General features: G+C 62.9%; 19 protein-coding genes. 14 read left to right on the forward strand and 5 right to left on the reverse strand.

Features of this window, described 5'->3' with window-relative positions; all coding sequences use genetic code 11:
- The first annotated feature begins 81 nt into the window (after positions 1-81).
- The 3 genes from R1T45_RS02650 to R1T45_RS02660 all read left to right on the forward strand — a co-directional run bounded on the left by R1T45_RS02650 (position 82) and on the right by R1T45_RS02660 (position 6,026).
- Entirely contained in the window at positions 82-1,251 is a 1,170-nt protein-coding gene (locus R1T45_RS02650; protein WP_120352364.1) for an efflux RND transporter periplasmic adaptor subunit, read from the forward strand.
- Positions 1,248-4,367 carry an efflux RND transporter permease subunit gene (locus R1T45_RS02655; RefSeq protein ID WP_317389162.1) on the forward strand — a complete coding sequence of 1,040 codons (3,120 nt, stop codon included), beginning with the start codon at positions 1,248-1,250 and terminating at the stop codon, positions 4,365-4,367. The genes R1T45_RS02650 and R1T45_RS02655 overlap by 4 nt, the downstream gene beginning before the upstream one ends.
- Positions 4,368-4,460: 93 nt before the next feature.
- A complete protein-coding gene (locus tag R1T45_RS02660; protein ID WP_317389163.1) occupies positions 4,461-6,026 on the forward strand; it encodes a phospholipase D-like domain-containing protein in 1,566 nt (521 codons plus the stop codon).
- Here the strand turns inward: R1T45_RS02660 and R1T45_RS02665 are convergent.
- The 5 genes from R1T45_RS02665 to R1T45_RS02685 form a co-directional block, all read right to left on the reverse strand.
- Positions 6,023-7,285, reverse strand: a complete 1,263-nt coding sequence (locus tag R1T45_RS02665) for an OpgC domain-containing protein (RefSeq protein WP_317389164.1) — start codon at positions 7,283-7,285, stop codon at positions 6,023-6,025. The two genes, R1T45_RS02660 and R1T45_RS02665, sit on opposite strands and share 4 nt — an antisense overlap.
- On the reverse strand, positions 7,272-9,077 hold the full coding sequence (mdoH, locus tag R1T45_RS02670) for a glucans biosynthesis glucosyltransferase MdoH (protein ID WP_317389165.1): 1,806 nt from the start codon (positions 9,075-9,077) through the stop codon (positions 7,272-7,274). The genes R1T45_RS02665 and mdoH overlap by 14 nt, the downstream gene beginning before the upstream one ends.
- Before the next feature lie 5 nt (positions 9,078-9,082).
- The gene (locus R1T45_RS02675; RefSeq protein ID WP_162931903.1) at positions 9,083-9,253 is read right to left on the reverse strand and encodes a hypothetical protein; all 171 of its coding nucleotides are present in this window, start codon (positions 9,251-9,253) and stop codon (positions 9,083-9,085) included.
- Positions 9,250-10,749, reverse strand: a complete 1,500-nt coding sequence (locus R1T45_RS02680; RefSeq protein WP_120352452.1) for a glucan biosynthesis protein — start codon at positions 10,747-10,749, stop codon at positions 9,250-9,252. The genes R1T45_RS02675 and R1T45_RS02680 overlap by 4 nt, the downstream gene beginning before the upstream one ends.
- 396 nt (positions 10,750-11,145) lie before the next feature.
- Complete coding sequence (locus tag R1T45_RS02685; protein ID WP_317389166.1) at positions 11,146-12,174, reverse strand: Ldh family oxidoreductase; 1,029 nt, start codon at positions 12,172-12,174, stop codon at positions 11,146-11,148.
- Between the two features lie 105 nt (positions 12,175-12,279).
- On the opposite strand from R1T45_RS02685, the gene R1T45_RS02690 reads away from it, so the two are divergent.
- From R1T45_RS02690 to oppB, 11 genes are all read left to right on the forward strand, one after another.
- Positions 12,280-13,797 carry an aldehyde dehydrogenase (NADP(+)) gene (locus tag R1T45_RS02690; protein ID WP_317389167.1) on the forward strand — a complete coding sequence of 506 codons (1,518 nt, stop codon included), beginning with the start codon at positions 12,280-12,282 and terminating at the stop codon, positions 13,795-13,797.
- Between the two features lie 244 nt (positions 13,798-14,041).
- On the forward strand, positions 14,042-14,848 hold the full coding sequence (locus tag R1T45_RS02695; RefSeq protein WP_317389168.1) for a transporter substrate-binding domain-containing protein: 807 nt from the start codon (positions 14,042-14,044) through the stop codon (positions 14,846-14,848).
- Positions 14,849-14,909: 61 nt separating this feature from the next.
- The gene (locus R1T45_RS02700; protein WP_120352371.1) at positions 14,910-15,575 is read left to right on the forward strand and encodes an amino acid ABC transporter permease; all 666 of its coding nucleotides are present in this window, start codon (positions 14,910-14,912) and stop codon (positions 15,573-15,575) included.
- Between the two features lie 13 nt (positions 15,576-15,588).
- A complete protein-coding gene (locus tag R1T45_RS02705) occupies positions 15,589-16,242 on the forward strand; it encodes an amino acid ABC transporter permease (RefSeq protein WP_300052942.1) in 654 nt (217 codons plus the stop codon).
- The gene (locus R1T45_RS02710) at positions 16,235-16,957 is read left to right on the forward strand and encodes an amino acid ABC transporter ATP-binding protein (RefSeq protein ID WP_067624965.1); all 723 of its coding nucleotides are present in this window, start codon (positions 16,235-16,237) and stop codon (positions 16,955-16,957) included. The genes R1T45_RS02705 and R1T45_RS02710 overlap by 8 nt, the downstream gene beginning before the upstream one ends.
- A complete protein-coding gene (locus tag R1T45_RS02715) occupies positions 16,957-18,180 on the forward strand; it encodes an FAD-binding oxidoreductase (RefSeq protein ID WP_317389169.1) in 1,224 nt (407 codons plus the stop codon). Before R1T45_RS02710 ends, R1T45_RS02715 begins: the two co-directional genes overlap by 1 nt.
- Positions 18,181-18,188: 8 nt before the next feature.
- Positions 18,189-19,190 (forward strand): 4-hydroxyproline epimerase, encoded by a 1,002-nt coding sequence (locus R1T45_RS02720; RefSeq protein ID WP_317389170.1) that lies wholly within the window; start codon positions 18,189-18,191, stop codon positions 19,188-19,190.
- Between the two features lie 16 nt (positions 19,191-19,206).
- Positions 19,207-20,904 (forward strand): aconitase family protein, encoded by a 1,698-nt coding sequence (locus tag R1T45_RS02725; protein WP_317389171.1) that lies wholly within the window; start codon positions 19,207-19,209, stop codon positions 20,902-20,904.
- A complete protein-coding gene (locus R1T45_RS02730) occupies positions 20,897-21,928 on the forward strand; it encodes a trans-3-hydroxy-L-proline dehydratase (protein ID WP_317389172.1) in 1,032 nt (343 codons plus the stop codon). The genes R1T45_RS02725 and R1T45_RS02730 overlap by 8 nt, the downstream gene beginning before the upstream one ends.
- A gap of 211 nt (positions 21,929-22,139) precedes the next feature.
- Positions 22,140-23,756 carry a peptide ABC transporter substrate-binding protein gene (locus R1T45_RS02735; protein ID WP_317389173.1) on the forward strand — a complete coding sequence of 539 codons (1,617 nt, stop codon included), beginning with the start codon at positions 22,140-22,142 and terminating at the stop codon, positions 23,754-23,756.
- Positions 23,757-23,852: 96 nt separating this feature from the next.
- Entirely contained in the window at positions 23,853-24,770 is a 918-nt protein-coding gene (oppB, locus tag R1T45_RS02740; protein ID WP_120352378.1) for an oligopeptide ABC transporter permease OppB, read from the forward strand.

A 24,770-nucleotide genomic window follows, 5' to 3' on the forward strand; every position in this document is an offset into this window, starting at 1 on the left:
TTGATCAAGCAGATTTGACGTGCCTTTTTCGGGGGGATGCTCAATTATGCGCCTTGTAAAACAATTTGAAAGCGCATCCCCGTGAAATCCCTGCGCCAATTTTTCGTATTTTTGCTGGTTCTCATTGCTGGTCTTTACATGATGTTGACCTTCGTCCCCGCCTCCCGCCCCTATGTGGCTGAGACGGGTCTGCTCGATCTTTTGGGGATCGAGGTCGCATCGCAAGAGCCGGGGTCGTCAGGCCGCGGTTGGGGTGGCGGCGGGCCCTCGCTGGTTGTCACGGCAGCGGTCAGCCAAGAGACCTTGGCCGACCGGATCACCGCCATCGGCGACGGGCGCGCGCGCCGCTCGGTCACGCTGCGCTCCAACGCCGTGGGGGTCCTCACCGACCTCAACCTGCCCGCCGGACAGTTGATCGAGGCGGGCACCGTGGTCGCCCTGCTTGAGAATGAGGCCGAGCAGATCGCCCTGAAACAAGCCGAATTGCAGCTCGAAAACGCCCGGACCGAGCAAGACCGGGTGAAACGGTTGCAAAATACCGGCGCCGTCAGCGAAGTGCGACTACGCGAGACGGAATTGGCCCTTCAAAGCGCCGAACTTGCGCTTAGCCAAGCGCAGTTCGATCTGTCACAACGCCGCATCCTCGCGCCGATCTCGGGCTGGGTGGGGATCACCGACATCGAAGAAGGCGACCGGGTGAGTGCGCAGGATCAACTGGCCACCATCACCGACCGCAGCGAGATCCTGATCGATTTCCGCGTGCCCGAGCGGGTGGTGGGCAAGCTGGACCTTGGCAAAGAAATCACGGTCACCCCGCTTGGGATGCGTGATTTGACGCTGACGGGCGAGGTCAGCGCCATCGACAGCGTGATCGACCGCGCCAGCCGCACGCTTTTGGTCCAAGGCCGGGTGCCGAACGCAGACGACCAGTTGCGCGCGGGCATGGCCTTTTCGGTCAGCCTTACCTTTGTCGGCGACCCTTTCTTGGCGATCCCGCCGCTCGCGGTGCAATGGTCCTCGGACGGGCCATTTGTCTGGACGGTGCGGGAGGGCAAGGCGCATCAAGTCGCGGTCGAAATCGCGCAGCGCAACAGCAATTCCGTTCTTGTCCTGTCGGAGGGTCTGACCGCCGAAGATGTGGTGGTGACCGAAGGCGTGCAAACCCTGCGCGAAGGCGGTGATGTGCAAGACGCCAACCGCGCGGGCAGCGTGCAATCGGGTGCCGCGCCTTCGCGGAAGACCACCCTATGAGCGCCGCACCCTCGGGCGAAGGCCCGCCGCCCCCCGCCTCCGGAGCGGGCACGGCGCTCTTCGTGCGGCGGCCAATCCTCGCCTTTGTGTTGAATGCGCTGATTGTGCTGGCGGGCATCGCCGCGCTTTTTGGCGCCGAGGTGCGTGAGCTTCCCAATGTCGACCGGCCCGTCGTTACCGTCACCACGACATTCTCGGGCGCGTCCCCGGAATCCGTTGATCAGGAACTGACCGGGCGGATCGAAGGGGCGGTGGGCCGGGTCTCGGGTGTGCGGGCGATTTCCTCGAACTCCCGCTTTGGGCGCAGCCGGGTCACGCTTGAGTTCAACGACAGCACCGATATCGACGTGGCTGCGACCGATGTGCGCGACGCGGTGGCGCGGATCGTGAACCAACTGCCCGAGGGCGCCGAACAGCCGCAGATCGTCAAAGCCGACGCCAACGCCCAGCCGGTGATGCGTATCGCCGTGACCTCCATGGGCCGCTCGCCCGAAGAATTGACCAAACTGGTGCAGGACCGCGTCGAAGACCGGCTGATCTCGGTCAACGGGGTGGCGGATTTGCAGGTCTATGGTGACCGCGAACCGTTTTTCCGCGTCGATATTGATCAGTTGGAACTGGCCAGCCGGGGCCTGACCTTGGGTGACATCCAGCGCGCCTTGGCCGATGTCGCCTATGACGCGCCTGCGGGTGATCTGGCCGGGGACCGGCAGTCGATCAACGTGCGCACCACCGCCAGTGTCGCGACCACGCAGGCCTTTGAGGCGATGGAGATCAAAGAGAATGTCCGGCTCGGCGATGTGGCCACCGTGACGCTCGGCCCCGCCGATGGTGAGACGATCCTGCGGGCCAATGGGCAGTTGGGTCTGGGCATCGGCATCATCCGACAGGCGACCTCGAACACGCTTGAGATTTCGCGCGATGTGCGCGCCGTGGTGGCAGAGTTGAACGAGACGTTGCCCCAAGACGTGCGGATTTTCGTGACCTCGGATGATGCGACCTTTATCTCTGGCTCGATCCGCGAGGTGCTGTCGACGCTGGCCTTTGCCGTGGGCATCGTGGTGGCGGTGATCTTTATCTTCCTGCGCGACTTCCGCGCCACGCTTATCCCGGCGCTGACCCTACCCGTGGCGTTGATCGGCACTTTGGCGGCGATCTATCTGGTCGGGTTTTCGATCAACATCCTGACCCTTTTGGCACTGGTTCTGGCCACTGGCATGGTCGTGGATGATGCGATTGTGGTGCTAGAGAACATCGTGCGCCAGCGCGCGGCGGGGATGGGGCCTCGGGCGGCGGCGGTGCTGGGCACATCGCAGGTGTTCTTTGCCGTGGTCACCACCACGGCCACGCTGGCGGCGGTCTTTATCCCGCTGTCGTTCCTGCCCGGTGAGGCGGGCGGGCTGTTTCGGGAGTTTGGCTTTACCCTCGCCATTGCGGTGATGCTGTCCTCGGTGGTGGCGCTGAGCCTTTGTCCGGTGCTGGCCAGCCGTCTGCTGACCAAACCAGTGGCAGAAAACCCGCGCGGCCCTGTCGTGGCGCTTGGCAATGCGTTGTTTCGGCTCTACGCCGCGACCCTCAAAGGGGCGCTGGCGATGCCCTATGTCGTGGTGCTGATCGCGGCCTTTGTGGCGTTGTCGGCAGTGCTGGTGGCGGGCGAAATTCGCCAAGAGTTGACCCCGCGCGAGGATCGCGCCGTGGCGCTGCTCAGCGTGTCAGCCCCGCAGGGCGTCTCACTCGATTATACCCAAGCCAAGATGCGCGAGATCGAAGACTTGATCACCCCGCTGCAAGAGGTGGGAGAGGTGACGAACATCTTCTCCATCACCGGGTTTGGCGCGGATAATCGCGGGTTCATGGTCTTCACCCTTGCCGGTTGGGAAGACCGCGCCCGCAGCCAAGATGAGATCGTGGGGCAGATCAACGGCAAGCTGCGCGGCATCGTCGGCGTGCGGGCCTTTGCGATCCAGCCCAACTCCCTCGGTATTCGCGGGGCGGGGCGGGGGCTGTCTTTCGCGATCACGGGCAACAATTACGAGCAACTGTCGCAGGTCGCGCAGGCCATGGTGGACCGGCTGAGCACTGACCCCGCGATGGGCCAAGTGCGACTGGAATACGAACGCACGCAGCCGCAGCTTTTCGTGCAGATCGACCGGACGCTTGCGGCTGACCTCGGCGTCGATATCACCGGGCTGGGGCAAGCCTTGCAAGCCATGCTCGACGGGCGCGAGGTGGCATCGGTCTTTATCGACGACACCAGCTACGGCGTGCAGATGTTGTCGACCTCGGACCCGGTGAACGACCCGCGCGACCTTGAGAACGTCTTTGTTGAGTCGGGCAACGGACAGATGATTTCGCTGGCCAGTTTTGTCACCCTCGAAGAGCGCGCCGTCGCCCCTGAGCTGGACCGGGAGGGGCAGAACCGCTCGGTCGAGATCTCAGCCGGGCTGACGCCGGGCCTGTCGCTGGGCGATGCACTGGCGCAGGTGCGGACGGTCGGCCAAGAGGTGCTGGACGAAGAGAACCTGATCGTCCCCTTGGCCGAAGCCGCCGCATTGGATCAAACCAGTTCCGGGCTGTTCGTGACCTTCGGCTTTGCGATCCTTGTGGTTTTCCTTGTCCTCGCTGCGCAGTTCGAGAGTTTCGTCTCTGCCATCGTGGTGATGGCCACGGTGCCTTTGGGCCTTGCCTGCGCGATTTTCGCGCTGCTGATGACGGGGCAAAGTCTGAACGTCTATAGCCAGATCGGGCTGGTCATGCTGATCGGGATCATGGCCAAGAACGGGATTCTTATCGTCGAATTCGCCAACCAGCTGCGCGATCAGGGCGCGGATATTCACGACGCGATCTTTGGTGCCTCTACCATCCGCCTGCGCCCAGTGATGATGACGATGACCTCGACCGTGCTGGGGGGCGTGCCGCTGATCCTGTCCTCGGGCGCGGGGGCCGAGGCGCGCGAGGCGCTCGGCTGGGTGATTGTCGGCGGCTTGGGCATGGCGACGCTTTCGACGCTCTATCTCACACCTGTCGCCTATTTCTTGCTGGCACGTTTCACCACGCCCAAAGCCGCCGAAGAAGCCCGCCTGCAGGCCGAATTGTCCCAAGCGCAACTGGTCTGAACCGCCGTTGCCGCCGATATTTCCGCGCCCATGCAACTTCCCACCGCACTGGGCGTTTAGCCATGTAGGATCGAACCGAAAGGGGACAGGAACGTGCGTGGCGATTTGGATTTGGCGAAGGCGGACCAGCAGCATCCGACTGACGCGGCGACGCGCCAGAGCCTGTTTACCGATAAGTCCACATGGCGCGTTGCGCGGGCCGAGCGTTTTGGCCTTGTGGTCGATGCGGCGGATTACTTCCGTGTCTTGCGCAAAATCTTTCTCGGCGCGCGGCAGCAGTTGATGCTGATCGGCTGGGATTTCGACTTTGAGCTTGAGATGCTGCCGGGCGAGAGCGATGAGGACGGCAATGCGCCGGACGGCTATCCCAACCAACTCGGCGCCTTTGTAGAGGCGGTGGTTGAGCGGACGCCGGAGTTGCATGTCTACCTGCTGAAATGGAACGGGGCCGTGCTGGCCGCGCCGGGGCGGCTGGTGCCCTCGCTGGCGCTGAGCCTGTTTGGCGGTGACCGGATCCATTTCGCCTTGGACGGGCATCACCCCTTTGGCGCCTGCCACCACCAAAAGATCGTCGTGGCCGATGATGCCTTGGCCTTTTGCGGCGGCATCGACGCGACCGAAGACCGTTGGGACACGCCCGATCACCTGCCGCATGATCCGCGCCGGGTGCGCAAAGACGGCTCTCCCTCCGACCCATGGCACGATGCCACCTCGGCGATGTCCGGCCCTGCCGCCGCGGCCTTGGGCGAACTGTCGCGCCGGCGTTGGTTGCGGGCCACGGGGGATGAAATCGCGCAGCCCAATGGCGCGCCCATGTTCGAATGGCCCAAAGACCTGCCGGTGGATGCCGAAGACATTGATGTGGGGATCGCCCGGACCGAGCCGCCTTTCGACGAAGAGCCGCTGATCAACGAGATCGAACAACTCTACCTCGCCGGGATCAAATCGGCCCGCGACTATATTTATTTTGAATCGCAGTACCTCGCTGCGGACTCGGTCTGTGATGCGCTAAAGGCGCGTTTGGCCGAGGAGGACGGGCCGGAGATCGTTATCATCAACCCGCGCGATGCGGAATCGCAGTTGGAAGATGACGCCATGCATGTCCTGCGCGAACGGCTGGTCGAAGACTTAAAGCGGGCGGATCACCAAAACCGCTTCCGCATCTATTTTCCCGTCACCGAGGAAGGGGAGCCGATCTATGTCCATGCGAAGATCATGATCATCGACGACCATCTTCTGCGTCTCGGCTCCAGCAACCTCAACAACCGCTCCATGGGGTTTGACACCGAATGCGACGTGGCGATTGAGCGCCCCGCGCAGGTGATCGAAGGGTTCAGGACCCGCCTCATCGCCGAGCACTTAGGCTTGCCGCCCGCCCGTGTGGCCGAGGTGATGGCCGAAAAGGGGTCGATGATCGGGGCGATTGAAACCCTGAACCGCAAGAAAGGTCGCGGCCTGCTTGCCGTGTTCCGCGGCAGCGAGACGGTTGTCGGCGGCTTTCTGGCAAATACCCGGCTGCTCGACCCGCGCTATCATCCCGGAGAGGGCACCACGACCGGGCGCGGCATTCGCCCGCGTCACATGGCGTTGATCGCGGGGGGGCTGGGCCTTGCATGGCTGGCATGGCGCAAATGGGGCCGCCGCGATCCCGAGGTCTAAGGTCTAGGCTCGGCGGCAGGTGCCGCGAAACGCGCGCTATCTTGCACAGGGTTGCGCTCGGCCGGTGCCGCTGGCGCGGTGAGCACGCGCCGCGAGGTCTCAGCAGTCCAAGCGATCCCATAAAGGGCCGCCGTTCCCACCGCAGGCAGCACCCATGGCATCCAAGCCGCCTCGGGCCGTGCCATCATCACCGCCTGACAGACCAGTGCCAGCACCGTGCCGCTGGCAAAGATCAACAGCCCATGCCGACCAATCAGCCGGAAGGGGCTCGCCATCTGATGTCCAGAGAGGCGGGTCACGCTTGGCAATTGTGACAGAAAATATCCCAAAGCCAGAATATGGATAAACCGCGGGGCAGAGAGATAGGTCTTGTCATGCGAGGTGATGTTGAAGGGCACCCCAGCTTCGCGCAGGTGATGCATCTGTAGGTTCAGGAATTTGCCCAAGCCCGGCACATAGCGCCATGCCAGCACCCCAAGCAACACCGCGACGGACAGCCAAAACAGCGCTTTCGACGCGGGAAAAAACCGATAGCCCTGCCGCTGGCTGAGCCCAACCAGCAGGCCGCAGACAAAGATCGCCTGCCATGCAAAAGGGTTAAAGAACCAGCCGCCCGGATTGGGGTAGTTCGGCAGGTTCAGCCGGAAAACGCCGGTCAGCAGCCAAAGGGTCAGCGACAGTGCCAAAAGCAGCCGCGGCCAGCGCAGCCCCAGCATGATCGCCACAGGGGCACAGACCAGCAGAACCGAATAGGCAGGCAGGATGTTCACATAGCCAAACTGGTGCGTCAATAGCGGTATCCCAATCACGGATTGGGTCGGGTTTTGAAAGACTTGCCGCATGTTGATCTTGGTCAGAAACTCGGCCTCTGTCGTGATCTGGAAAGCGGCGGCAAAGATGCCCAAAGCCACGGCCGAGAGCATGATCTGCACAAGATAGAGCGACCATGCCCGCTTCCACAGCGGCGCGACCGCGCGCCAAAGGCCGTGGCGCAGGCGGTCTCTCTCAATGAACCGGGGCGTATAGGCCAATCCCGCTGCGATGCCCGACATCAAAAAGAACGCCTCTGCAGCGTCGGCAAAGCCTAGGTTGCGGATGGTCAGAGCTTCATAGGGGTTGCCGGGGACGTGGTTGATGAAAATCATCACCAACGCCAAACCGCGAAACACATCGATGCGCGGGTCGCGGGCAGGTTTGGCCGTGGGGGCAGAGCCGAGCGATCTCGCCGCAGGCGACAGCCCGGTGCTAGGCTGGGGCATGGGTCAGGTCCGCCGCTTTGGGTTTCGCCATCAGATGTTCGTCATTCCACGTCAGCCGCCAGACATCGCAGATACTGTCGTATTCCGCGACGACATCCAGCGGTGCCGCATCCTCCGGCACGGCAAAGAGCGTGCGAGGCAGGGGGCGGGAGGTCCATGCGATAAGCAGCGGGGCCAACAGCATCGGAACCGCCACGGGCAGCAGCCAGATCGTCAGGTCAGGCGCAACCCATTGCACCGCCGCGATGATCGCCGCGCCAATGAAAACGATCCACCGGCCCGCCGCCCAGCCATCCGCCAAGCTCAACCGGCCTTCGTTGCGTTGGTTGGCAGGCCAGCCCCCATCTTGGCCCGAGAGCACCTGCAACACCGCGCGGCTGTGATAGAGCAGCATCAAGGGGGCCAAAAGCGTGGTCAGCACGATCTCGGTCAGAACCGAGAGCGACATGCGCAGGCTACGGCCAAAGTCGCGTGCGCGCTTGGTCAGGATCGCGTGCAGCAAGATCAGCAGCTTCGGCACCACCAGCAGACCCAAAACGCCCAAGGCCAGCAGCGTGATCTCGCGCGTGCTGGTGTCGGGGAAGACGGGGAAAAGCTGATAGGGGCCGGGGAAATACTCAGGCGGCGGCGCGTAAAGCGTGCTGATGGCCGAGGTGATCAGAAACGCCGCCCAAAGAAGGGAGACGACATAGGCGGTGACGTTCTGCAAAAAGACAAACCGGCTCCAGCCCGCCAGCCCGGGGGCAAAGATCAGCCGCGCATGTTGCAGGTTGCCTTGGCACCAACGCCGCTCTCGCCGCGCAAAGGACAGGACATTCTCAGGGCCTTCTTCGAAAGAGCCGCCCAAGGTTTCATCCACCTCGACCTTCCAACCGGCGCGGGCAAGCAACGCCGCCTCGACATAGTCATGGCTGAGAATATGCCCGCCCAAGGGCGGCGGGCCGGAAAGCTCGGGCAGCCCACAGCTTTCGGCGAAGGCGCGGACGCGGATGATTGCGTTATGGCCCCAGAAGGGCCCCGTCGGGCCCTGCATACGGGCAAGGCCACGGGTGAAGATCGGGCCATGAAACCACGAGGCGAATTGCAGTGCCCGGCCAAAGAAAGACCGCGCGCCGATGATCTTGGGCAGGGTCTGTAGCAACCCCAATTGCGGATCGGCTTGCATCCGCGCGATCATGGCGCGGATCGTCTCGCCCTCCATCAGACTGTCGGCGTCAAGGATCACCGCAAGGTCATAGGCCCCGCCGGAGATGCGAATGAACTCTTCGATATTGCCCGCCTTGCGGCCCGCATTGTCGCGCCGTCTGCGGTAGAAAATACGCCCTTGGCCATCTGTCTCGCGCAGCAATCGGGCAAAGGCGAATTGCTCTTTCCCGGCGAGTGCGTCATCGCGCGTGTCCGACAGAACGACGAAATCCGCCGTCACACCGGCCCGGGTGACAGATCGGTCAATCGCGGCGATGCGGGCAAAAGTGGTCAGCGGGTCTTCGTTGCAGATGGGTACCGCGATCACGGTGCGCGGCTGCGGCGCGTCCAGCGCGGGGCGGGGAGGCGTTGATCTGCCGCCGAAAAGCCCGATCAGCGCCAATGACGCCCCCCAAGCCAGCCAAGCCGTGGTCGCGAAAACGAGCAGGGCGCGGATGCCGTCCCACCCGCTGAACCCATCGCGCGCCGCCGCCTCGGCCAAAAGCATTGACGCAAGGGCCGCACAGCCGAGAGACAAAAAGACGGCGACCGCCCGTGCAAAACGGGTCGCCCCGTCCGCCGCAAGCTGCCTTTGCTGAAGTGTCATTGAACCTAGGCCTTGCGCCGCAGCAGGAACGCCCGCGCGACATCGGCCAGCCCGGCCAGATGGCCGCGCCGTTCCAAGGTCTGCCGTGGCATGGCAAGCGGGGCGGCGGGCGGCATCCAAGTCTCGGCCTCAACCGTCATTGCGGAATAGGGGGTCGTCGCGTCTTGAAGGTTCATGCGTTGATCCATTGGTACACCCATGTCTCTGTAAGATTGCGGTCATATCCCGATAGAACTGCCTTGATTTCGACGATGGCGTCAGGCTCTGCACGCAGTTCCAGCACCAGCCGCCATTCGTCTCTGCCATCTACCCGGCTCAGGATCGCCTCGACGATTTCGCCGTTCTGCGCACTGGCGATCGGCTCCAACTCTGCGTCGCTTGGCATATCGCTCAACTGTCCGCCGGCAAAGTCGATGACGAATTTGCGGGTTTGCGTATCTGCCTCTACCCCCGCAACCCCGCCGTGGCCCGAACGCAGCCGCACCACGCGGCCAAGGGTCTGCGGGGTCGCGCCCGGTGGGTTCATCCCCCAGTGCATGCGGTAATCATAGGCCAATTCATCCCCGGCACGGGTTTCGCCCTCGGGAATCCAATAAGCGACGATGTTGTCATTGCCCTCCAGATCGGAGGGAATTTCGACCAGTCGCACCGTGCCCTTGCCCCAGTCGCCCAAGGGTTCGATCATCAAAGAGGGGCGCCGTTCGTAATGGGCCTGCGCATCGAGGTAATGCTCAAAGTCCCGGTTGCGCTGTGCCAGCCCGAAGGAGCGCGGGCTCTGCGCCCCGAAATAGGAACTCGCCAAACGCGGCGGATTGTTCAGCGGGCGGCAGAGGGTCGCATCCTTGCCCGCGTTCAGCACCAAGACTTCGCTGTCGTGAACCGAGGGGCGGAAATCGTCAAAGCTGCCCTTGTCCGCGCCATTGTGCAGGAACATCGAGGTCAGCGGCGCGATGCCAAGCTGCTTGATATCTTTGCGCAGGAACAGCCGCATGGTGACCTCGACGGTGGTGTCGTCGCCCGGTGTGATCACGAACCTATAGGCGCCGGTCACCGACGGGCTGTCGAGTGCGGCATAGATCGTGGCGCTGCTATCCCCCGGTTCGGGACGGCGCAGCCAGACCTCGCTGAAACGGGGGAACTCCTCGCCTTCGGGCAGGCCGGTGTTGACGGCAAGACCACGCGCGCTCAGCCCATAAAGCGTGTCTTTCCCCAGAGCGCGGAAATAGCTCGCGCCTTGGAAGACGATCAATTCGTCGAAAATATCGGCGCGGTTGAGTGGGGTGTGCAGACGGAAACCGGCAACGCCCGGCATCTCGGCATTGGGGGGGATCGACTTGGCAAGCGCCGCGTCGTCATATTCAAAATCCGCGGTGGTGAAGCCCATGGGCTCAACCGTCTCGCCCCGGACCTCGTTGATCTTCACCGCTTCTTTGAACAGCCAGCCGGGGTGGAAGGCGTGCAACCTAAAGGTAACGCCCTTTTCCTGCCAGCGCGCCTGTTCGGGTCGGAATCGAATCCGTTGGTAAGCGTCGTAATCAAGATCGGCGAGGAACCCTTTGACCGGCTTCGGAGCCGCATAGGACGACTGCGCCAAGTCCCGCATGTCATTGACTAGATTGTCGAATGTGAAGGAGGCGGCAGGCACCTCTTGCGCGCGACCGCGCAGCGGCATCAGCGCGGCGGCAAAGGACGCGGCTGAGAGGGTCAGAAACTGACGCCGCTCTAAGCCTTCGGTCCGCAATTTTTTCGATCGTGTAGTAGAAGAATTTGGCAAAACAATACCCCGAGAGACACGTTAAGAGTGTGCAATTTTTTCCCTATCTAATCCTTTCGGCGGCGCTGGAAACTTGATTCAGTAACTTTCAGCGGAATGCTGCAGAGCAGCGCGGAAAATCGCCTATCCGGGCTTTGCTTGCCGGGGTCTGCACAAAATTTTGCCCAGATTACCGTAGCATCGCCGCTTTTTTTGACATTCGATCCTGTGAAGCGGCGCCATTGGTGGGGCTTTGGGGGCATGCTACGGCTCTCAGCGCTCCAACCTCAGACGGGGCCGAAGCGCGGGAGGGGGTCAAACCGCGTCGAGCCCGTCGGCCAACAAGCGCTCTAGGCTTTGCATTTCGACCTCCGTCAGGGGAATCCCCTTTGCGCGGGTTTCAGCGCGGGCCTTGAACCGGCGCTGCGAGGGCAGCCGCGCCCCTTGGCCCGTGATCGCGGCAAAGAGCGTTTCCGCCCGCGCAAAGGGATCACCGGGGCGGCCAGCGGCAAACTTTTCCGGGTCGAAGGCGATGATCAACTCACCATGCGCCGGCGCGAGGGTGAGAGAGCCCAAGGCGTCGCGCGCCTCTGGGCTGGTCAGGTCGCCGATCATCACCCCGGCGAGCAGTTCGATCATGGTGGAAATGGCGGAGCCCTTATGGCCACCAAAGGGCAACATGGCCCCGGCAAGGGCGGCTTCGGGCTCGGTCGTGGGCCTGCCGTCTGGCGCGATGGCCCAGCCTTCGGGCAGGGGCGTGCCCGCGCGGCGGTGCAATTCGATCTCTCCCCGCGCGGCGACGCTGGTGGCAAAATCAAAGACGTAAGGGTCGCCCTCTGCCCGTGGCCAGCCAAAGGCGAAAGGGTTGGTCCCCATCAAGGGGTCGGTGCCGCCCGACGGGGCCACGCTGGCATAGCTGGGGCACATCGCCATGGCGGCGAGGCCCATATCGGTCAACGTCTCAATCTCGGGCCAGAGGGCGGCGAAATGGGTGCAATCGTTGATCACCATGGCGGCGATCCCGGTCGTGCGGCACCGCTCTGCCAGCACCGGCGCGCCCGCGTCGAATGCAGCGTTGGAAAAGCCGCCGCCCGCGTTCACGCGCACGATGGCGCTGTCGTCTTGGTGCACCTGCGGCATTGCATCGGGCACCACTTTGCCCGCCTTGATCGTGCGCAGGCACCCCTCGATCCGGTAGATGCCGTGGGATTTGCAAGCATCGCCTTCGCCCGCCACGATCACCCGCGCGAGGGCGGCGGCATTCTGCGGCGACAGGCCCGCGCCTTGGAAAATCTGCATGACAATTCCGTTTAGGGCGTCGTGGGACAGGGTCGTATCGGTCATCTGGATCCTCGCAGGGCTTGGGTTGCAATCATGCATACATCATGTATGCAGTTGCGTAGAGACGCAAGCTGACACCGGGCCGCGGCCCGCATGAAAGGATAGACGATGGCCTTTACCCCCCATGGCAAACACCTGATCGCTGGCGAATGGATCGCCACGGACGACCGCTTTAGCTCTAGCCCCGCCCATGGGCCTGTGCATGAATTCTCGGTCGGGACGGTAGATTTGGTCGACCAAGCCTGCGAAGCCGCCGAAGCGGCGTTTTGGGATTACGGCTATTCCAGCCGGGCCACCCGCGCCAAATTCCTCAACGCCATCGCCGATGAGATTGACGCCCGCGGCGCCGAAATCACCGAGATCGGCAGCCAAGAAAGCGGCCTGCCCGCAGCGCGTCTGGAAGGAGAGCGGGGCCGGACCGTTGGCCAACTGCGCCTCTTCGCGGCGCATATCGAAAAGGGTGCATATCTCGACCGGCGTTTCGATGCTGCCATGCCCGAACGCCAACCCGCCCCGCGCCCGGCGATCACCATGGTGCAACGCCCGATCGGCCCCGTGGCCGTCTTTGGTGCGTCGAACTTCCCGCTGGCTTTCTCGGTCGCAGGCGGTGACACGGCGGCGGCGCTGGCGGCGGGCTGCCCGGTCGTGGTCAAAGGTCACTCCGCCCACCCCGGCACCGGAGAGATCGTTGCCGAAGCGATTCATGCAGCGGTTGAAGGCTGCGGCATGCCGCGCGGGGTGTTTTCGCTGATCCAAGGTGGCAATCGCGCGGTTGGTCAGGCCGTGGTGCAGCATCCGCGGATCAAGGCCGTGGGCTTCACCGGCTCTCTCGCGGGGGGGCGGGCGCTGTTCGATCTCTGTACCGCGCGGCCAGAGCCGATCCCCTTCTTTGGTGAGTTGGGATCGGTCAACCCGATGTTCATGCTCCCCGCCGCGATGGAGGCACGGGCCGAGGAACTGGGCAAAGGCTGGGCCGCGTCCCTGACCATGGGCGCAGGCCAGTTCTGCACCAATCCGGGCATTGCCGTGGTGATCGACGGGGCAGGGGCAGACGCCTTCGTGCAAAGTGCCGCCACCGCACTGCAAGACGTGGCCGAACAGGTCATGCTGACCGACGGTATCGCGCAGGCCTTCTGTGCAGGCCGCGACACGTTCAAGGCCGCGCAAAGCCTGCGCCAAGTGCATGTAGCAGACAGCACTGGCCGCAACGCCGCCCCGGCCCTGTTCGAGACCACGGGCGCAGAGTTCAAAGCCAACCCGGCGCTGCATGAAGAGGTCTTTGGTCCTCTGGGCTTGGTGGTGCGAGTCTCTTCGCTGGAAGAGATGCGCGCACTGGCGGTTGAGCTGGATGGGCAGTTGACCATCACCCTGCATATGGATGACGCGGATGTTAAGTCCGCGCGGGTCTTGATGCCGGTGCTGGAACGCAAAGCCGGGCGTCTGTTGGCAAACGGCTTCCCCACCGGCGTCGAGGTGGTGGATTCCATGGTGCACGGCGGCCCCTATCCGGCCAGCACCAACTTTGGCGCGACCAGTGTCGGGACCCTGTCGATCCGGCGTTTCCTGCGGCCGGTGTCCTATCAGAACCTGCCAGAGGCGCTGCTGCCCGAAGACGCGGCGGGGTGATCCCAGACGGGAAAGCCGGGCTGCACGCCCGGCTTTTTCATTTTAGCCGGAAAAGAGGGCGGCTGCGGCCCTATTCCCATCCCCAAACAATGACGACGGCGTCTCAATGTATCAAAAATATGTCGACACATCGGTAAAAGTTAAAAATACATATTGTATTTTTAATGAAGACATTGTTCCTTCATACCACCCCGTACCCCGCCCAGAGAGAGTCGGGGGCGACCAACCCAAGAGGGAGATATCTATGAAATTCACGCAACTCGCCGGGAGCCTCGTGGCTGCGACCGTGATCGGCACCACCGCACATGCCGACAAACTGGACGACATCATTTCTTCGGGCACGCTGCGCTGCGCCGTGGTGCTGGACTTCCCGCCCATGGGCTCGCGCGATGACACCAACACGCCCGTCGGCTTTGACGTGGATTATTGCAACGATCTGGCCGCAGCACTCGGTGTCGAAGCCGAAATCGTCGAGACGCCATTCCCCGACCGTATCCCCGCGCTCGTCTCAGGCCGCGCGGATGTGGGCGTTGCCTCCACCTCCGACACGCTTGAGCGGGCCAAGACCGTTGGCTTTTCGGTCCCGTATTTCGCCTTTACCAATGTTGTGTTGACCCGCGAAGACGCAGGTGTCGACAGCTTTGAAAGCCTCAAGGGCAAAACCGTCGGCTCCGTCGCGGGCACGTTTGAGGCCATCGCGCTCGAAGAGCAGCTCGAGGCATGGGACGACGGCAGCTTCCGTTCTTATCAGAGCCAAGCTGACGTGTTCCTGTCCCTGTCCCAAGGTCAGATCGACGCGACCGTCGTGACTTCCACCGTGGCGTCTTCCATCGTCAATGGCGGCAAGTTTGAAGGTCTGACCATCGCGGGCGACGCGCCCTTCGATGTGGATTATGTCGGCTTGATCGGCCTGCGTCAGGAATACGGTCTGCTGAACTATCTCGACCTCTTCGTGAACCAGCAGGTCCGCTCGGGCCGCTATCAGGAATTGTTCGACAAATGGGTCGGCGGCGACGCGCCTGACCTGACCATCGCCAAAGCCTATCGTTGATGGATGCGGGGGGCGCAGCTTGCGGCCCCCGTCTGCCGATAACCGCTGATCGGAGCAAATGATGGGCAACTACACCTTTCAATGGCGACAGGCCTTTCGCGCTTTTCCAGAGATGCTTGAAGGCGCGCTGGTCACGCTGCAGATATCGATCCTATCGATGCTGATCGGCGTTGCCATCGCCGTGCTGCTGGCCGTGGGCCGCGATGCCAAATCGCGCTGGCTGCGGGCGCCTGCGACCGCATGGGTCGAAGTGGCGCGCAACACGCCGGCGCTGTTTCAGATTTACATGGCGCATTTCGGGCTGGGGTCTTTCGGGATTTACCTCAGCCCCTATGCCGCACTGCTCGCCGGGATCGCGTTCAACAACGCGGGCTACCTGTGCGAGACGTTCCGCGGCGCGATGCGGGCCATTCCGGACACGCAGCTGCGCGCCGGTCGGTCACTGGGCATGGGGCAAGCAAAAGCGTTTCGCCTGATCATCGTGCCGCAGATGTTCCGCATCTCGTTTCTGCCAACCACAAACCAGATGATCTGGGCGATTTTGATGACATCCCTGGGTGTCACGGTGGGCCTGAATTCGGACCTCGCGGGGGTCACACAAGACCTCAATGCGCGCAGCTTCCGGACTTTTGAATTCTTCGCATTGGCGGCGGTGATCTACTACGTGATCGCCAAGGCCGTGATGCTCGGCGCACGGCTCATGGCCGCCCGCCTGTTTCGCTACTGAAGGAAGAGAATAGATGTTTGATACGGCTCTGACCTTCAACGACCTGATGTTCATGCTCAAAGGCGCGGGTGTGACGCTTTCGGTCACCGCCTTTGCGGTGGTGGGCGGCACGCTGCTGGGGCTCTTCTTCGGGGTGCTGCGCAGCCAGATCAGCCCTTGGGCGGCCCTGCCGCTGACCTTTGTGCTGGATATCTTCCGCTCGGTTCCGCTGCTGATCCAGCTGATCCTCGCCAACGCTTTTCAGGCCATCGCGGGCTGGGGGATTTCCCCCTTCGTGACCTCCTGCATCGTGCTGGCGCTTTATACCTCGGCCTATTGCACCGAGATCGTGCGCGGCGCGATTGAGGCGGTGCCTTCGGTCACCCGCCGTGCGGCGCGTTCGCTCGGCATGACATGGGGCCAAGACCTCACGCAGATCGTCTTTCCCATGGCGCTGCGGGTGGGCCTGCCCAGTTGGATCGGCCTCACGCTCGGCGTGATGAAAGACAGCGCGCTGGTGATGTGGCTTGGCATCATCGAATTGCTGCGGGCCTCGCAGATTCTGGTGACACGCCTGCAAGAGCCGATGTTCATCCTGCTCGTGACGGGTGCGATCTATTTCGCGCTCAGTTTCCCCATTGCCCGGCTTGGCAGCCGCTTGGAAAAAAGGTGGCAAGAAAATGATTGAGATTGAAAACGTCCATAAATCCTTTGGCGCACTACAGGTGCTCAAGGGCATCGACCTGACCGTGCAAAAGGGCGAGGTCGTCTCGGTGATCGGCGGCTCTGGTTCGGGCAAATCGACGCTGCTGACCTGCATCAACGGGTTGGAGCCGATCGACAATGGCCGCATCGTGGTCGACGGCACCGAAGTCCACGCCCGCGACACCGACCTGAACAAGCTGCGCCGCAAAATTGGCATCGTGTTCCAGCAGTTCAACGCCTTCCCGCATCTGACGGTGCTGGAAAACGTCACGCTGGCTCCGCGCAAAGTGAAGGGCATGGGCCGCAAGGAGGCCGAAGAAATCGCGGTGCAGCAACTCTCGCATGTCGGTCTGGCCGACAAGCTGGGCGTCTACCCCAGCCGCCTGTCGGGCGGGCAGCAACAGCGGATGGCGATTGCGCGTGCATTGGCGATGTCGCCCGATTACATTCTCTTTGATGAGGTGACCTCGGCGCTCGACCCGCAACTGGTGGGCGAGGTGCTGGACACGCTCAAATTGCTGGCAGATGAGGGGATGACGATGATCTGTGTCACCCATGAGATGAGTTTCGCACGCGATGTGTCGGACCGTGTGGCGTTCTTTCACAAGGGCGTCATGGCCGAGATCGGCGCGCCGGATCAGATCTTTGGCGATCCGCAGCAAGAAGAGACCCGTCAATTCCTATCGAGCGTCCGGTAATGAGCCAATCTCCGGTGACGGTTGTCGGCGCTGGCGTGGTGGGCCTGTCCACCGCGCTGGCGCTTCAGGCGCGCGGGTTGACCGTGCGGGTGATTGACCGCGAAGGCCCGGCAGCGGGCGCGTCGGCGGGCAACGCAGGCGCCTTTGCCTTTACCGAGATCCTGCCGCTCGCCTCACCCCGGATGATCCGGCAGGCGCCGAAATGGCTGCTGGATCCGCTGGGGCCGCTGACCGTGCCGCCGCGCTATGCCGGGCGGATCGCGCCGTGGATGTGGCGCTTTTGGAAAGCGAGTTGGCCCGCGCAGGTGCGCGCCTCGACCGTGGCGCAGACGGCGTTGATGAAGCTCTCGCAAGCCGCCCTTGAACCGCATCTGGAGATGAGCGGTCTGGCGCATATGCTGCGGCACGACGGGCAGTTGCAGGTCTATGAAACCGAGACCGAGTTCCGCGCGTCACTCCCCGGTTGGCAGGCCCGCGAAGAGGCGGGGATCGCCTTCACGCATCTAAAGGGCGATGAGATTGCGGCCTATCAACCCGGTCTTGCGCCCGGCTTCACCCATGCGACCTTCACCCCGGAATGGCAGTCGATCTCGGACCCGCGCGACTATGTGCTGGCGATGGCCGAGCGTTTTCGCGCAGGGGGCGGCGAGATCACGATCACCCGCGCCGAGCGTTTGGTTGCAGGCGGGGTCGAGACCTCCGATGGCATGATCCCCGGCTGCGTCGTGCTGGCCGCAGGTGCGCACTCGCATCACTTGGCCCTCACCGCCGGCGCGAAAATCCCGCTGGAAACCGAACGCGGCTATAACACGACGCTACCCGCAGGTGCCTTCGATCTAAAACGCCAGATCACCTTCGGCGGCCATGGCTTTGTCATCAGCAAAGCCGGCAACGGCCTGCGCGTTGGCGGGGCGGTGGAACTGGGCGGGCTCGACCTGCCGCCGAACTTTGCCCGCGCCGATGCGATGCTGAAAAAGGCCAAGCGCTTCCTGCCGGGGCTCGACACCTCGGGCGGCACGCAATGGATGGGTTTCCGCCCCTCGCTGCCAGATAGTCTGCCTGCCATCGGCGCGCTGCCGAACCGTCCGGATGTGTTCTGCGCCTTCGGCCACGGCCATCTCGGCCTCACGCAATCCGCGGGCACCGCCGCCATCATCGCTGACCTGATGACCGGCCAAAATCCCGGCATCGACCTGACCCCCTTCTCTCCCGCGCGCTTTTAGAGGCTGACATGACGCAACACACATTTCCTTGTATCGACGGCCACACCTGCGGCAATCCGGTACGGCTCGTCACCGGCGGCGCGCCCCTGCTCAAAGGTGCGAACATGCTGGAAAAACGCGCGCATTTTCTGGCGGAATACGACTGGATCCGCACCGGTCTGATGTTCGAGCCGCGCGGCCATGACCAGATGTCGGGCGCGATCCTTTATCCGCCGACACGGGATGATTGCGACATCGCCGTGCTGTTCATCGAAACCTCGGGCTGCCTGCCGATGTGCGGCCACGGCACCATCGGCACGGTCACCATCGCGCTGGAAAATGGGCTGGTGACACCTGCCTCCCCCGGCCAGTTGCGCCTTGAAACCCCCGCCGGGCGGGTCGATGTGACCTACCGCCAAGAGGGGCGTTTCGTCGAAGAAGTACGGCTGACCAATGTGCCTGCCTTCCTCCATGCCGAAGGGCTGACGGCTGAGGTCGAAGGCTTGGGCGAAGTGGTCGTCGATGTGGCCTATGGCGGCAATTTCTATGCCATCGTCGAGCCGCAGAAGACCTTTCGCGATATGGCTGATTTCTCTGTTTCCGAACTGGTCGGTCTCAGCCCGAAACTCCGCACGGCGCTGAACGCGAAATACGAATTCATCCACCCCGAACACCCCGCCATCAACGGGCTAAGCCACATCCTCTGGACCGGTGCTGCCCAAGCCCCCGAGGCTCACGCCCGCAACGCGGTTTTCTACGGCGACAAGGCGATCGACCGCTCCCCCTGCGGCACCGGCACCTCTGCCCGGATGGCGCAACTCGCGGCCAAGGGGAAGCTGAAAGTTGGCGATGACTTCGTCCATGAATCCATCATTGGCTCCATGTTCAAAGGCCGCGTCGAAGCGGCGGCGGAGGTGGCGGGAAAGCCCGCGATCATCCCCTCCATCGCCGGTTGGGCCCGGGTCACCGGCTTTAACACCATCTTTATCGACGAGCGTGATCCCTTCGCGCATGGCTTTGTCGTCACCTGACTTGGAAAGGCTCCCCATGGCGCAAATTATCGTTCCCGCCGAGGCCAAAGGCGCGGTGCTCGTCTCGTCCGAGGGGTTGAGCTTCTGGGGCGGCGTCGATCCGGCCGATGGCAAGGTCATCGACGCGCATCACCCGCTCTGTGGACAATCGCTAGCAGGGAAGATCGTGTTGATGCCGACCAGCCGCGGCTCCTGCACCGGCAGTGGCGTCTTGTTGGAACTGGCGATGAACGGCCATGCCCCCGCCGCATTGGTGTTTCGCGAGGCCGAAGACATCCTGACCTTGGGTGCCTTGATTGCGGGCAAGATGTTCGACAAGCCACTGGCGGTGCTGCGCCTCGGAACCAAGGATTACGACCTGCTCGCCAAAGCCCGCAGCGCACGGATTACGCCTGAGATGCTCAGCACCGGTGATTGGGACTTGCCGCTGTCTGCCAAACCCGCCCGCGATCTGCATCCGAGCACCGAAGACCAAGCGATGCTTGATGGGGCCCACGGCCCGGCCGTGCAACTGGCGATGGAGATCACCTGCACCATGGCGCGCGGGCAGGGGGCCGAGCGGCTGATCGACGTGACGCGCGTGCATATCGATGGCTGCATCTACGCCAGCCCCGCCAACCTGCTTTTTGCGCAGACCATGGCCGATATGGGATCAAAAGTGCGGGTGCCGACAACGATGAATGCCATCTCGGTCGACCACGGCAACTGGCGCGCGCAGGGCGTGCCGCCTAATTTCGGCCTGCCCGCCAGCCGTCTGGCCGATGCCTATGTCACCATGGGTGCGCGCCCCAGTTTTACCTGCGCGCCCTACCAACTGCCCGCCCCGCCCGAGCGCGGCGAGTTCATCGCCTGGTCTGAATCCAACGCGGTGATCTATGCCAATAGCGTGCTCGGCGCGCGGACGGTGAAACATCCTGATTTCCTCGACCTGTGTATCGCGCTCACGGCGCGCGCGCCGCTCTCGGGGGTCTATCTGGATGAACACCGCGCCCCACGCCGGGTGATCGATGTGGCATTGCCCGCGCAATATGACGAGGCGATCTGGCCGATGCTCGGCTGGCTGGCGGGGCAGGCGGCACCGGACCGGACCCCGCTGCTGCGCGGGCTGGAAACCGCTGCGCCGAACGAGGATGACCTCAAAGCGCTCTGCGCCGCCTTTGGCACCACCTCCGCCGCGCCGATGCTGCATGTGGCAGGCGTCACGCCCGAAGCCGATCTGCCCCCCGTGGCCGAGGCCGATACGCTGCGCATCACGCCCCAAGACCTGCGCCGTGTCTGGCGGCAATTCAACGCGGGGCCTGCGCAGGTCGATCTCGTGGCCTTCGGCAGCCCGCATTTCTCGCTCGCGGAATGCCGAGCTTTGGATGCGGCTCTGGCCGGGCGAAAACGTCACCCAGACACGGCGGTTATCGTTACCCTTGGGCATGACACGCTCACGGCGGCGCGCGACGACGGCACCGTGGCGCGGCTCGAAGCGGCAGGGGTGCAGGTCGTGCCCGACATCTGCTGGTGCTCGATTTCCGAGCCGGTCTTCCCGCCCTCGACCAAGGTGTTGATGACCAACTCGGGCAAATATGCCCATTACGCACCGGGCCTTTCAGGCCGTGCAGTGCGCTTTGGCAGCATCGCCGATTGCGTGGATGCTGCCGTGACCGGGCAGGCCGGAGAAGCTTTGCCCAAATGGCTGGCTGAGGAGGAGACAAGCAATGCGTAGCAGCAAGACCGTTCACGTCATTTCCGCCCATGCCGAGGGCGAAGTCGGCGATGTGATCGTCGGCGGTGTCACCCCGCCCCCCGGCGACACGCTTTGGGAGCAAAGCCGTTGGATCGCGCGGGACCAGACGCTGCGCAACTTCGTGCTGAACGAGCCGCGCGGCGGGGTGTTTCGCCATGTGAACCTGCTCGTCCCGCCGAAAGACCCGCGCGCCGATGCGGCCTTTATCATCATGGAGCCGGAGGACACGCCGCCGATGTCGGGCTCCAACTCGATCTGCGTGTCGACTGTCCTGCTGGACGGGGGGATCCTGCCGATGACGGAACCGGTGACGGAGCTAACGCTCGAAGCGCCGGGCGGGCTGGTGAAGGTCCGCGCGGAATGTCGCAATGGCAAGGCGGAGCGTATTTTCGTGCAAAACCTGCCGAGCTTCGCCGCCCGGTTGGATGTGCCGCTTGAGGTCGAAGGGCTGGGCAGGCTCACCGTCGATACCGCCTATGGCGGCGACAGTTTCGTGGTCGTCAACGCCGCCGCGATGGGGTTTTCACTGGAGGCGCATGAGGCCCATGACATCGCCCGCCTTGGCGTGCGGATCACCAATGCCGCGAATGCTGCGATGCGGTTTGAGCATCCCGAGAACCCCGATTGGCAGCATTTCTCATTTTGCCTTTTTGCCGGGCCAGTCTCCCGCGACGCGACCGGTCTGCGCGCCGGGGCGGCGGTGGCAATCCAGCCGGGCAAGGTCGATCGCTCCCCCACGGGCACGGCGCTCTGCGCGCGGATGGCGCTGCTGCATGCGCGGGGGGAAATGGGGGTGGAGGACAGCTTGACGACTGTGTCGCTGATCGGTTCGACCTTTACCGGGCGGATCTTGGGCGAGACGCGCGTGGGCGATCATCCGGCGATCCTTCCCGAACTCTCTGGGCGGGGCTGGGTCACAGGCATCCACCAGCACATGCTAGACCCCGATGACCCGTGGCCCGGCGGCTACCGACTGTCCGACACTTGGGGGGCACGCGGTTAGGCGCCCATCCCTTTCGCCAAATTGAACCCCGATCCCCCGGCCTGAGTGGGGGCGGGGCGCGGGGTGGTTATTCGCCGCGCTACCGCCGCGCCGCCTCGGCGCGAAGCCGCCGTCCTTGGCTGACGCGAGGCAACGTCTTGCATGTGCTCTTCGTTTTCGATTGATTACTTTTCAATCAGAACACGAACTTTCAAACAACGGAGAAGTCACCATGAAGCTACGCACCACACTTGCATCCTCCGCATTGGCGCTCAGCCTTGCGTTTCAGGCCCAAGCCGCCGATGTCCCCGAGGGTGTGAACCTTGCCGAAGATCAAAGCTATACCTTCTGGCTGCTTGACGCGATCAAGTCGATGGACCCGCAGATCAACACCGATGTCGAAGGTTCGGACGTGCTGCGCAACCTCTTTGAAGGGCTTTATAACGAAGACGGCAATGGCGAACTGGTCCCCGGTGTGGCGCTGGATCATGAGGTCTCCGAAGACGGCAAGACCTATACGTTCAACCTGCGCAAAGACGCCAAGTGGTCCAATGGTGATCCGGTCACGGCCAATGATTTCGTCTATTCTTGGCGCCGTTTGGCGGACCCGGCGACCGCGTCGGAATACGCATGGTATATGGAGTTGATGCAGGTCGAAAACGCGCCTGAGATCATCGCCGGGGACAAGTCGCCCGAGGAATTGGGCATCCAAGCCGTCGACGACCACACGCTTGAGGTCAAGATCACCACGCCGCTGCCCTATTTCCCGCAGATGCTGGTGCATGGGTCGACCTTCCCCGTGCTGCAAAGCGTGGTGGAAGAGCATGGCGACGATTGGACCGATGCGGGCACGCTCGTCGGCAACGGCGCTTATAAACTGGTCGAGCATCAGTTGGGCGAACGTGTCGTGATGGAAAAGAACGACACCTATTGGGATGCCGACAACGTGGTGATGGAGAAGATCACCGCGCTCACGATCAATGACGTGAACCAAGCGCTGACCCGCTATCTGGCTGGTGAGTTGGACCGCGTGGATATCCCCGCCGGGCAGTACCCGCGTCTGAAGAAAGAATACCCCGAACAGGCGGTCTCAACCCCCTATAACTGCTCGTATATCTACATGCTGAACGTAGGCGAAAAGGGCCCCGAGGCGCTGAAAAACGTCAATGTGCGCAAGGCCTTGGCCTATGCCATCGACCGCGACATCATTGTCGAGCGTATCCTGCAAGGCGGTCAGAAACCGTCGTACAACTGGACCCACTGGGCGATTGCCGATTTCGAGCGTCCCGAGCTTGATTGGGCCGACAATATGGATCAGGCGCAGCGCGTGGAAAAGGCCAAGGAACTGTTGGCCGAGGCGGGCTATGGCCCTGACAACCCGCTGGACCTGACGCTGCAGTACAACACATCCGAAGATCACAAAAAGATCGCCATCGCGGCCTCGCAGATGCTCAAACAGATCGGCGTGAACCTGACGCTGGATAACTACGAGTGGAAGGTGCACACCGACCGCATGCAGCGCCAAGACTACGACATGGCGCGCTATGCATGGTGCGGCGACTACAACGAGGCCTCGACCTACCTCGATCTGCTGACCTCATATTCGGGCCACAACAACGGCGAGTTCTACAATGACGCTTATGACAAGCTCATGAAGGACAGCAAAACCGCCGAAGACCCGCAGCCGCTTTACAAAGATGCGGAGCGTATCTTGGCCGAGGAAATGCCGATCATCCCGATCTACCACTACGCCAACGTCGACATGATCGCGGAAGACATCGAAGGTCTGCCCGAGAATAACGTCAACAACACGTGGTACGGCAAAGACCTCTATCGTACCGCGGAGTAACCTCTCGACATTCGGGCAGCCCGGCGGTTAAGGCACGGGCTGCCCGATTCCATTTTGCCCCCCCCTCAACCCCCCCGTATCCGGAGCGCGCGCCTCTTGCTCAGTTACATCCTCAAGCGCCTTGCCATCGCTGTTCCGACGCTGCTTGTGCTGATCGTCATCTCCTTTCTGCTGATGCATTCCGCCCCCGGTGGGCCCTTCACATCAGAGCGTGAATTGCCGCCGCAGGTGCTGGCGAACCTCAATGCGAAATACGGGCTGGACGACCCGCTGTGGAAGCAGATCGGCAGCTATGTTTGGGGCATCGTGACCGAGTTCGATTTCGGGCCGAGCTTTGTTTACAAAGACCGTTCGGTGAATGAGATCATCGCCCAAGGTTTCCCGATCACGCTGACCTATGGGCTGTTGTCCTTTGCTGTCGCAGTGATCGTCGGCGTTGGCCTTGGCGTGGCCGCAGCGGTGCGGCACAACTCGCTGCTCGATTATGTCGCGGTTGGGGTTTCCATCGGCGCGCAGGTGCTGCCGAATTTCGTCATGGCGCCGATCTTGGTGCTGGTCTTTACGCTCTGGCTTGGTTGGTTGCCCGGGGGCGGGTGGCAAGGGCCGGAGTATTGGATCATGCCGGTGATCGCGCTGTCGACATCCTTCATGGCCTCGATTGCGCGGATCACCCGCTCGTCGATGCTTGAGGTGCTGACCTCGAACCACATCCGCACTGCGCGCGCCAAGGGGCTGCCCGAACGCCGGGTGATCCTGCGCCATGCGCTGAAACCCGCGATGCTGCCAGTGATTTCCTATCTGGGCCCCGCTTTCGTGGCGATGATCACTGGCTCCGTGGTGGTCGATATCTATTTCTCCACCGGCGGCATCGGCAAGGCTTTCGTCGATTCAGCGCTCAACCGCGATTACGCGGTGATGATGGGGGTGACGATCCTCGTGGGCGCGCTGACCATCTTCTTTAACCTCGTGGTCGATATCCTCTACGGGTGGATCGACCCCAAGATCCGGTACTGA

Origin of the sequence: Sulfitobacter sp. LC.270.F.C4 (assembly GCF_032922545.1) — a bacterium.
Classification (GTDB): Bacteria; Pseudomonadota; Alphaproteobacteria; order Rhodobacterales; family Rhodobacteraceae; genus Sulfitobacter; species Sulfitobacter profundi.